Annotated in this window: 5 protein-coding genes; 2 read left to right on the top strand and 3 right to left on the bottom strand. The window is 69.3% G+C overall.

All coding sequences use genetic code 11. The annotated features are described in order from the left end of the window. Positions 1-56: 56 nt before the first annotated feature. Positions 57-1376, top strand: coding sequence for a multidrug effflux MFS transporter (locus AB0I77_RS48640; RefSeq protein WP_363289410.1), 1320 nt, complete (start codon positions 57-59; stop codon positions 1374-1376). A gap of 154 nt (positions 1377-1530) precedes the next feature. On the opposite strand, the gene AB0I77_RS48635 is transcribed toward AB0I77_RS48640, so the two are convergent. From AB0I77_RS48635 to AB0I77_RS48625, 3 genes are read right to left on the bottom strand one after another with little or no spacing between them, the layout of a single operon-like run. After that, entirely contained in the window at positions 1531-3225 is a 1695-nt protein-coding gene (locus tag AB0I77_RS48635) for an AMP-binding protein (protein ID WP_363289409.1), read from the bottom strand. Next, positions 3222-7103 (bottom strand): beta-ketoacyl synthase N-terminal-like domain-containing protein, encoded by a 3882-nt coding sequence (locus AB0I77_RS48630; protein ID WP_363289408.1) that lies wholly within the window; start codon positions 7101-7103, stop codon positions 3222-3224. Before AB0I77_RS48630 ends, AB0I77_RS48635 begins: the two co-directional genes overlap by 4 nt. A gap of 12 nt (positions 7104-7115) precedes the next feature. Continuing rightward, positions 7116-9161: an FAD-dependent monooxygenase gene (locus AB0I77_RS48625; RefSeq protein ID WP_363289407.1), complete on the bottom strand. Its 2046-nt coding sequence runs from the start codon at positions 9159-9161 to the stop codon at positions 7116-7118. Between the two features lie 229 nt (positions 9162-9390). On the opposite strand from AB0I77_RS48625, the gene AB0I77_RS48620 reads away from it, so the two are divergent. Then, positions 9391-11328, top strand: coding sequence for a CoA transferase (locus AB0I77_RS48620; RefSeq protein WP_363289406.1), 1938 nt, complete (start codon positions 9391-9393; stop codon positions 11326-11328). Positions 11329-11390 lie beyond the last annotated feature (62 nt).

Below are 11390 nucleotides of genomic sequence, written 5' to 3'. Positions count from 1 at the left end.
AACCCTTCTTGACCGCTGACAGCATCGAAGCGATTCGCCCACTCATGGAGGGCCATATGCCGCAGGCCAGTCAGCCATCCGTCCCGGACCACATACCCCCTTCGACTACTGCCGGTTCCGCCGATGCCGATGGTTTTGGCGAACCCTCGGACCGTACCCACCGTGGTTCCACCCAGCGCCGTACGAGCCTCCTCACGACGTTGGTGCTCGGCGGGCTGACCGCTCTTCCCCCGCTCTCCACCGACATGTACCTCCCGGCCCTGCCGAAGGTCACCGAAGCGCTGCACAGCTTCCCCTCCGCCACCCAGCTGACCCTCACCGCCTGCATCATCGGCCTGGCCCTCGGCCAGCTCGTCGTCGGTCCGATGAGCGACAGGTGGGGGCGGCGCCGCCCCCTCCTGGGAGGTCTGCTGGTCTACGTCATGGCCACGGCCATCTGCGCTCTCGCCCCCACCGTCGAGCTTCTGATCGGCTTCCGCCTGCTGCAGGGCCTCGCCGGGGCCGCCGGCATCGTGATCGCACGAGCTGTCGTCCGTGACCTGTACGACGGTGTCGAGATGAGCCGCTTCTTCTCCACCCTGACTGCGATCTCCGGGGCCGCTCCGATCCTCGGTCCCGTCCTCGGTGGCCAGCTGCTGCGGTTCACCGACTGGCGGGGCGTCTTCGTCGCCCTTGCCGTCCTCGGACTGCTGCTCGTCCTCGCCGTGTGGCGCTGGCTGGACGAGACGCTGCCGGCCGATCAGCGGCACGACGGCGGTGTCCGCCGGGCACTGCGTACGATGGGTGGCCTGTTCGCCGACCGGATCTTCACCGGATACCTCCTCACCGGCGCGTTCGGGTTCGCCGCGCTCTTCACCTACGTCTCCGGGTCGTCGTTCGTGGTGCAGGGGGTCTACGGTGCGTCCGCGCAGACCTACAGCCTTCTGTTCGCCCTCAACTCCATGGGGTTCATCGTCGTCAGTCAGCTCAACGGCAAGGTGCTGGTCGGCCGGTTCCGCACGGGCAGTCTGATGGCGGTGGGCCTCGGGCTGATGACCGTAGCGGCGACCGTGCTCCTCACCATGGCATCCGGGGTCCTCGGCGAAGTGGGACTCGTGCCCATGGCGGCCGGACTGCTCGTCCTGTCTTCGGCGATGGGCCTCACCCAGCCGAATGCCAACTCTCTCGCGATGAGTCGGACGGGGCACGCCGCCGGGTCCGCCTCCGCCCTGCTCGGCTCCTCGTTCTTCCTCATGGGTGCGGTCGCCTCCCCGCTGGCGGGGATCGCGGGGGAGGACACGGCGGTGCCCATGACCGCCGTACAGTTGGTGTGCGCGTTCGCAGCGGTCGCATGTTTCGTGGGACTGTGCCGTCCCTGGCAGCCGAGCGGCAGCTGAACGCGGGCACGACACGCGTGACGCCCCGCGTCGGCTGTCGCGCTCGCCCCCGCCCATCGCCCGGACCCGCGACAAGCCCACTGCCGAACGGCGTGCATGTTCGGCAGTGGGCTGGGCCACCTGACCCGCGCGGTGCGGCGGAACCGGCGCGACGTCACCGCGGACGGGCGCTGATCAGTGAGCGTATGGCCTGCTTGTGCGGCTTGCCGATGGGGGTCAAGGGGATCGCGTCGAGCACCTCTACCTGTTCGGGCACCTTGTAGTGCGCGACGCCGTGTGCGGTGAACGCGTCGCGAACGGATTCCAGCGTGGGGGGTGGCTGGCCTTCGGCGGGTACCACGACAAGGCAGACACGTTCCCCCAAGTGGGCGTCCGGCACAGGCACGGTCACCGCATCCCTGACGGTGAGCATCGCCCGCGCCAGGCTTTCGACTTCCTCGGCGGAGATCTTTTCGCCGCCACGGTTGATGAGGTCCTTGTTGCGCCCCTCGACGACAAGGTTGCCGCTCGGATGCGTGCGTACCAGATCACCGGTGCGGTACCAGCCGTCCGTCGTGAACGTCCGTCGGTTGTGCTCCGGTGACCGGTAGTAGCCCCGAGGGGTGTACGGGCCGCGGGTGAGCAACTCGCCGACGGCACCCGGCGGGACCGCCACACCGTCGTCATCGACGATCAGTAGTTCGTCGCCCGGGCTGATGGGACGTCCCTGGGTGCCGAAGACCACGTCGTCATCATCGTCCAGCCGGGTGCAGTTGAGGAGCCCTTCCGCCATCCCGAACACCTGTTGCAGGCGGCAGCCGAGCGTGGCCTGGATCCGTCTGGCAAGAGCGGGGTCCAGAGGTGACCCGCCGACCTGCACGACCTCCAGGCTGCTGAGATCCCGCCAGGTGGCCTCGGCTGCCTCCACCCAGCGCCGTGCGATGGCGGGCACCAGCGACGTCACCGTCGGGGACTCGCGCTCGATCATGGTGAACGCCGCGTGCGGCTCGGGAGAGGGCAGCATCACCACGCGCCCGCCGACGGCCAGCGTGCCGACGATGCCCGGTCCGCCGAGCGGGAAGTTGTGTGCCGCGGGCAGGGTCACCAGGTACGTGGTCTCCGGTCCCACGTGGATGATCTCGCCCATGCGGCGCGCCGCGTACGTGTAGTCGTTGTGCGTCCTCCCGATCATCTTGGGCTGTCCGGTGGTGCCGCCGGACAGCACGAACAGCGCGATGTCTTCGGCGGCCGGGGCGGTGCCGTCGATCCGCCTCCGGCGGGCCGAGACGTCCCCGGTGACGCGCAGCATGTGCCGCAGGTCCAGATGACCGGGGTGCGGGTGGTCGCCGACCACCGCGACAGGGAGCGGGCGGCCGAGCTGCTCGGCCAGCCGGGCGGCCATGGCCTGATGGTCGAAGGCGCGCCAGCGGTCCGGAACCACGATCATGCGTGCCTCGGCATGGCGCGCGAGGTAGTCCAGCTCGTGTTCCCGGTGCGGCACCAGGGCCAGCACGGGTGCGATGCCGGTGCGGGCGCAGGCCAGCACGAGTAGCACGAGCTCCCAGCAGTTGGGCAGTTGGACCAGGACACGGTCACCCCGGTCCAGCCCTTGGACGAGCAGAGCCTCGGCCAAGGCATCGGCATGCTCGGCCATGGCCCGGTAGGTGATCCGGCGGTCGCCGTCCACCAGCGCTGTGCGGTCCCCGTGTTCCTCCGCACGACGCCACATCCAGCTCCCGAGCGGTTCGTCCCGCCAGTAGCCGGCAGCGCGGTAGCGAGCCGCGAAGTCCGCAGGCCACGGCGGGACACCGATGGCGCTCGCCGAGGACTGGTCTGCCGTCAGTTCTTCCGGCGATGTCCGCTCGGTCATGCGACGCCCCCCGGGACCAGCAGGCCGGGCGGCTCGGGAAGGCGGCGGTCGGCGGAGAGCTCTCCGGCGAGGTACACACTCAGCGCCTCGATCGTGGGGTGGTTCCACAGCAGGCTGGCGGGCAGGCGGACCGGGAACAGCTTCTCCAGCCTGCGCCGGACGCCGAGTGTCATCACGGAGTCCAGTCCCATCTCCGCCAGCGGCTTGCGTATGTTGATGTCCGTGGGCGGCAATTTGATCTCGTAGGACACCTGGTGGCTCACCTCGGTGACCAGGTGGGCCAACAGTTCTTCGGCGGCCAGGTCCTTCCAGGGCGTGTCGGCGCGGTCCACCGCGGCCGGCTCGTCGTCGAGCAGTGCGCCGTCCGGCACGCCGAACCGCAGCCCGCTCAGTTCGATCAGTACGCGACCGGCCTGGTCGGCGACGGTCACGGCCACCGTGTCCGGCGCGTCGGGTGCCGCCAGCCGAACATGGATCATCACGGTTTCCTCGGGATCCCCCAGCACGGCCATCCGGTCGACCTCTGCCGGCATGCGCAGGGTGGGCGGGCCGGGGAAGACCGCGGTGGGCAGGGAGAGGGCCGCATCCAGCACCGAGGCCCAGGTTGCCGGCCGTGGCGCGCCGCCGGACACCACTGCCAGCAGTTCGCCCTCCGCACGCCACAGCTCCTCGAGCCGCCACGGGAAGCCCATCGCCGGCACATCCAGGGTCGCGAGCAGTGAGAACACGTGGTCGTCGGGAAGCCGCTCGGTGATCCGGTCGCGCAACTCCCCGATGTCCAGTTCCGTCGCCGGGACCGCGCCGCTCTGCCTGGTCCTGGCGGTGGTGTGCGTCAGCCACGATTCCTCGTCGACGGCTCCGTCCGCCAGCCGTGAAACCAGGCGCAGGACGTCGTCCTGGTGGACCACGTGGAGCTCGCGCGGCGCGGCCAGCGATATGGGTACACGCAGGACCATGTCGGTGAGCACCGACGAGCCTTGGCCGGCCACGGCAGCGTGAAAGGTGTTCAGCAGCACCGCGGCCGGAACGATCTCCACGCCGTGTACCGGGTGACTGCCGGGGTAAGGACGACAGTCGTAGTCGAGGTAGGTCTGCCACAGCCGAAGCAGGCTCGTTCCGGTGACCGTTGTCAGACCACCGAGCAGGGCGTGGCTGTCAAGGTCGTGCTGGAGCGTCTGAAGGGTTCCGGTATGGGTCCCCCCGCGCCAGAACCGGCGGTGCTGCCACGCCTGCGTGGGGAGGTCCACCAGCTCGCGATCGGGGAACAACGCCCCGAAATCGACCTGGACGCCGTGACAGTGCAGTGCGCCGAGGTTCGCCAGCAGTGCCTCGACGTCGGGTGCGCCGCGGCGCAGACTGCCGGTTGCGAACCCGTTCCCCGCACGCGCCTCGGCGAGGATGTCCCAGATCGAATGGGTGACGACGGGATGGCTAGAGAGCTCCAGGAACACCCGGTGCCCGTCCTCGACGGCCGCCGAGACGGCCTCCGCGAAGCGCACCGGAACCTTCAGCTGGACCGCCCAGTACCGGGCCGGGTCCGCCACGACGGCCCTTGGATCGTCCGCCCCCGTACGGTAGATGGGGAGCACCGGCTCGGTGTGCAGGACGCTTCCTGCCGCCTGGGCCATTTCCTCGACGAGTGGGTCCATCTGCGGAGAGTGGAAGGCCACGTCCGAGGAGACCCGGCGGATCGCGATGCCCTCGGCCTGCCACGCCTCGGCCAGTTTCCCGACGGCGTCGGGTTCGCCGGAGAGTACCGTCCACTGCGGCGCCGCGGAGATGGCAGGCACCACGTCGGAGCGTCCGTCCAGCCGCTCGGCGGCATCGTCGAACGGCATGCTGACCATGACCATCGCGCCCTTGCCCGCGAGGCCGCGAAGAAGCAGCGAGCGGCGGCAGACCAGCCGGGCACCGTCCGACAGGTCCAGTGCGCCCGCGGTGACGGCGGCGGCGATCTCGCCCACCGAGTGACCGATCACTGCCGCCGGCTCGACCCCGTAACGACGCCACACCGCCGCGAGTCCGACCTGAACGGCGAAGATGGCGGGTTGGATCAGTTCGACCGCTTCCAGCCTGTCGAACGAGAGGATCTGACGTGGAGTGAAGCCGATCTCGGTTCGGAAGATTTCGGCGATGTCATCCTGTACCTGCGCGAACACCGGCTCGGACGCAAGGAGCTCGCGGCCCATGCCGACCCACTGAGATCCATGGCCGGAGAACACGAACACCGGCCGGCCCTGAGGCGGAGTCAGCGGGCTTCCGAACGAGGTTCCGTCGGGCTCCTGACCCGTGCTGATGGCCCGTAGCCGCTGGACGAGCCCGGCGTGGTCGGTGGCGATGACCGTCGCTCGCTGCGCCAGGTGCGTCCGGCGAGCGCTGAGGGTGTGCCCGACCGTCCCGAGCGGGTGCGGCTCCGTTCGCTCCAGCCAGCCTGCCAGCCGGGCGGCGTTGGCGCGCAGGCCCGCATCGGTTGCCCCGGAGATCGGGAAGACCAGCGGCGCGCGCTGCGGTGTGTCGGACAGTGCCGCCGTGCTGTGCCGCTGTGTCTGCGGGGGGAGGGGCGCCTGTTCGAGAATGACGTGCGCCAGGGTGCCGCCGTATCCGTAACCGGACACTCCGGCCCGCCGGGGGTGGTCCATGACCGGCCATGGCTCGGTCTTGGTGCTCACTCGCAGGCCCGAGGTGTCCCAGGGGACCAAGGGCGTGGGCGTCGCGCAGTTGAGGCTCGCCGGGATCGTGGCATGGTGCAGGGCGAGCGCTGCCTTGATCACTCCGGCGACGCCGGCAGCGCCCTCCAGATGCCCTGTGTTCGACTTCCCCGAACCGATCAGGCACGGTGAGCCCGGGTCCCGTTCAGTGCCGATCACGGTGGCGAGCGCGCCTGCCTCGATCGGATCGCCCACCGGGGTGCCGGTGCCGTGCGCCTCGACGTAGTCGATCGTCGCGGGGTGCACGCCTGCCGCCCGGCAGGCGCTGCGCAGCAGATGGACCTGGGCCTGCTCGCTGGGCGCCATGATGCCGTTGGTGCGGCCGTCCTGATGCACGGCCGCCCCCCGGATGACGGCGTGGATCACATCGCCGTCCCGCTGCGCCTCGGACAGTCGCTTGAGCACGACCACGGCTGCTCCCTCGCCACGGCCGTAGCCGTCCGCCGAAGCGTCGAACGACTTGCACCGGCCGTCGCTGGACAAAGCTCCGGCGGCGTCGAGCATGACCGTCAGCCCGGGCCCGAGGATCAGGTTCACCCCGCCGACGATCGCCAGCGAGGACTGGCCGGCGGCCAGCTCCCGGCAGGCGAGGTGCAGGGCGACCAGCGATGCCGAGCATGCCGTGTCGACGGTGAGGCTCGCCCCCCGCAGGTCCAGCGAGTAGGAGATCCGGTTGGCCAGACCGCTCAACTGGGTACAAATGCCCGTCCACGCCTCGATACCGGGGAGGTCCTCCAGCAGTCGGCGTTCGTAATCGTCGGAGACGGCCCCGATGTACACGCCGGTGTCGGTTCCGGCCAGGCTGCTCGCGGGAATTCCGGCGTGTTCGAGAGCCTGCCAGGTGACCTCCAGAAGAAGCCGCTGCTGCGGGTCCATCAGCTCGGCCTCACGCGGAACCACACCGAAGAACTCGGCATCGAACTCCGCCACGTCGTCCAGGAACGCACCGTGGCGGACGGTCTTGCTCAGCAGCGCGGCGTTGCGCGGGTCCGCTGCGTACTCCGCCCATCGGTCGTCCGGCATCCGTGAGATGACGTCTCTTTCGCTGAGCAGCAGGTTCCAGTAGTCGGCGGGCGACTCGACGTCGTCCGGGAACCGACAGCCCATGCCGACGATCGCCACGGGCTCCGGCAAAGGGGCTTCAGCCCCCGGCGCGCTGTGCAGGTTCATTCTGTCCGTCCTTCAGGAGGGGCGGGGACATCGTCCCGGCCACTGGCTTTCACTTGGTTGCGTGGGCATCGGGTCATCGGACGGAGCTCGCCCCATGACTCCGATCAGGTCCACGCGGCCACTCAGGACCGCCACGCGAAGGGTTGCCGACCAGCCGTCGGCGCCGTCACCGTCACTCATGTCCGGCCTCCAGGCGACGGGCGCGTCGACGAGAGTAGGGACGTCTGCCTCCGTCCTGATGCGGTCTGCGCATGCCAGGGTTTCCTCCACGTCGTGACCGGTCGGCTCGCCGCCGTACACATGCACGGCCGCGACACCCCGGGCCCGCAGTGCGCGGCAACGGCTCACCAGAGCGTCGACCTCAGCGGACCACGCGCCCTGCGCGGGCCTGCTGATGCCGGCGCACACGGCGACGTCCCACGCCGCCGACGTGCCGAACACGGCATCGAGCACCTTGTCGTCCGTGGAGGCGTCCGGTTCGAGCAGAACTTGCACCACGCGGACGCCGGCCGCCCAGGCGTCGGCCGCCCTGCCGCCCAGGGCATCCGCCGCGTTCAGCAGTACTCCGGGCACGGGACCGGGCCCGGCCGACTGCTCGGCGGTGGCTGTCCAGGGTGCGAGAGCGGCCGCGGGGCCGTCGCCCGTTCCTCGCCAGTCCGTGAACACGAGCGCGCTCTCCGTCGCCGGATGGGCACCCCACTGGGCCCTCTGCTCGTCCGCGTCACCCGAAAGTCGCGTGACCAGACGGTTTCGCAGCACGACGGGACCGAGCACGAACGGTGCCGCCGGCGCGCTCGTCACCGCGGCCCTGCCGGACCCCGCGGTGTGGAGTTCGGCCTCGGCCTCGTTGAGGCGGTCGGCGTGCCTGTTGCGCAGACCCGCGTAGCTGATCGCGCCCGTGCGCGTGATGAAGTGGAGACCGAACTGGTGTGGGGGAAGGTGCAGGCGGCGGCCGAACGTCGCCCACCACCTCATGCTGTGCTCGGCAAACGACTGCGTTCTCGCCACTGCCTGGCGTCGTTCCCGTTCATATGCGCCAAACGCTTCGGTGGTGGTGCGGCCATGGGCGAGCGCGGCGGCCAGAGCTGCCGCATCCGCCATGGCCATGCTCGTGCCGGAACCGACCGAGAAGTGCGCCGTGTGTGCGGCGTCTCCCAGCAGCACCATGCGGCCGTTCCACCAGCGTTCGTTACGCACGACCTGGAAGTTCAACCACCGGCTGCCGGGCCCGCTCACGAGTGGTCGGCCGCCGAGGTGGTCGGCGAAGATCTCGGTGAGCAGCCGGCGCGAGTGCTCGTCGGCGCGGTCCCCGGGCTGTCGTGGCACGGCAGCGAAGCCTGCCATCCCGGCCGCCGTCCACGTCTGTTCGTCGGTCTCGACGACGAAGCTGCTGACACCCTCCCCGTAGGGGTGGGCATGTGCCGCGAACGCGCCGTACTCAGTGACGGCGAACGGAAATGTCATGGCGTCGAACCGGGCTGCGGTACGGAACCAGATGTACTTCGCCCGGCCCGTGTCCACCTGGCTTCCGAAATGATCCGAGAAAGCCCTTCGGCTGCTCGAGTTGACACCGTCCGCGATTGCGACGACATGCGGGGCATCGCCGCGGTGCAGCAGTTCACCAGCGGTGCGCGCATTGTGGAATTCCATACGGGCACCGACGCTGCGAGCCTGTTGCCGCAGTATGTCCAACAAGTCCCGGCGCGAAATCGCCGTGAAATTGTATCCGGCGTAACGCAGCGTTTTCGCGGGAAGCCGAAGCTCGACGTCCGACCAGGTGACACTGGCCTTACTGATCAGTTCAGCGGTTTGCGGATCCGCGTTGTGCAGCATTGCCATCGTCCGGTCGGAGAAGACCAGCCCGAAGCCCTCCTGACTGTCCGGGCCATTCCGCTCATACAGCCGGACATCAGCGGAAGGGTCTGCCAGGAGTACCAGACGGGCCAGGAAGAGGCCCGCCGGACCGCAACCGATGATCCTGATCCTGAGCGGCCGGCCGAGTTCTCGTGTCTCCTTTTCGGACCCGCTTGTCCGCGATGAAGTGTCGATAGAGGTCATCCTCACTCCGTCCGCTTCCTCCGCGTCAAACCGACGCCATTCGCAAAGCAGAGATCCCGAGCCCAAGGGCCCGGAAACTAAAGCACGGGGCGCCTTGAGTATGCAGCGAAAAGAGGTCGAGCGGACCATGGAGCACGCTTTACTGGGGATTTCGCCAGACTTTCATCCACCCGGGTTGCGGCCGGGCGCCGACATCGCAACTCTCTGAATCCTCCATATCAACTATGCCGTGACCGCAAGAATTGAGGAAGAATTGAGCATTCATGCGACCGACTCCTTGCATAATGCGACGCGCCCGCTGGCCGGCTTCGAGGCCGTGACGGCCCGCGCTGCCTGCGCGTCGCTTCGCCGGACCAGCGCTGTCGTCCTGGACCATCTGCGACTGCTGGGCGCGCGGGTGAGAGAGGACACGACGCCCGCCGACCGCTGCGACGACGACGAGTGGCGGTTGGAACTCCTCGGCGACGGCGTGGCGGTGGACTGCGTGGTCAGCGGCTGGGGCGATCTGGACAACGGACCCTTCGACGAGGCTCTTGCCCAAGCGGCATCCGGTGTCATGGCGGTGCACGGCCGTGCCACGGGCGGTCCGCGCCGGCTCGGCGTCGACTACGCGGCCGTGTTCGCCGGAGTACTCACCGTGCAGTCGGTCCTGGCCTGCGCGCTCGGCCAACTCCGCGGAGTCCCGGTGCGCCGTGTCGAGTTGGACGTGGCACGAGCGGCAGCGTTCGCGCTGCTCCAGTACGTGGCGCACGCCACAGCGGACGAGGAGCCGGACGTCATCCTCGCTGGGGAGATGACCGAGCGCGACCGCCCGCCCTTCAGCTCTTCCGACGGCGTCTGGTTCGAGCTGGAAGCCCTCGACGCGGTGCCCTGGAGGGACTTCTGGGTCCTCCTCGGTGCCTCGCCCCGTGCGGCACAGAGCAGTTGGCGACCGTTCATGCTCCGCTACGGACGCGCCACCTGCCCCCTGGAACCCGAATTGTTCCGGGCCGCGCGCGAGATCACGTTCGAGCGGATCCTGGAAGTGGCCGCGACCACGGGCATGAGCGTGTGCCGGATACGCTCGGTCGACGAACGCCGCAGGGACGCGGGGCTGTGGCCCGCCACCGGCAGCTGTGCCCCGTGGACCCTTGTGCCGTCACAGGGCCGACAGGCCGGTGGCACGGCCGCCCCGGGCTCCTCGGCGCCACTGGCCGGGGTGCGGGTTCTCGAGTCCGCCCGGCGGATGCAGGGGCCGCTGGCCACCCGGTTTCTCACGTTGTTCGGTGCCGACGTCACCCGGATCGAGCCCCCCGGCGGCGAGCCGGCACGCGGCATGCCACCGCTGGCACGAGGCCGCGCCGCGGGGTTCCTGTCGGCCAACCATGGCAAACGGTCTGTTGAGATCAACCTCAAGACGGCAGACGGACATGCTCGAATCCTCGGCCTCGTCCGTGACGCCGATGTCTTCCTGCACAACTGGGCTCCCAAGAAGGCCGAATCACTCCGGCTGGACGCGGGTGACCTGCATGAGATGAACCCCGGCCTTGTCTATGCCTACGCCTCAGGGTGGGGCGACGCTCTGGGCGAGAACCCTCCGCTGGGCACGGACTTCCAGGTCCAGGCGCACTCTGGGCTGGCAGAGCGGATCAGCGCGGGAGAGCCGGGGCCGCCTCGCCCCACTCTGCTGATCATCACCGATGTGCTGGGGGCCGCCGTGTCCGCCGAAGGCGTGCTGGCCGGGCTGGTGGCCAGACAGCGCTTCGGCACAGGGATGCGGGTGACCAGCTCGCTGTTCTCCGCGGCGACGACACTCCTTGCCGAGGAACTGAAGGCGGCACCGCCCGCCGTTGCCCCCGAACCCCAGCTGGACAAGGTCTTCCGGACCTCGGATGGCCATATCGCCGTCTGCGCGAGGACCGACGAGCATCTCGGCCGGCTCGCGGCCCTTGTCGGCCCGACCACCGGGACGGTGGAGGAGATCGCAGAACGTCTCGAGAAGCTCCTGGCCGGCGGGATCAGCGAGGCGTGGGAGAAGAGGTTCCGAGCCCTGGGTATCCCCGCGGTCACCGTTCTGGAAGACGTGTCCATGCTGCCCCGGATGGATCACTTCTCCTCGATGTTCGACTATGACGGGTGTTTCATCGCCATGGCTCCTTGGCGTTTCCGGCAAGAGGCGGACCGATGACCGGCATGGGACTCCCCACCGCGGTCGCCGAGACGCGCCTGCGCACAGCGACCATGCCCGTT

This window comes from Streptomyces sp. NPDC050619, assembly GCF_040654815.1.
Taxonomy (GTDB): domain Bacteria; phylum Actinomycetota; class Actinomycetes; order Streptomycetales; family Streptomycetaceae; genus Streptomyces.
Note: the sequence above shows the minus strand (reverse complement) of the source record. Positions and strands in the feature narration are given on the sequence as shown.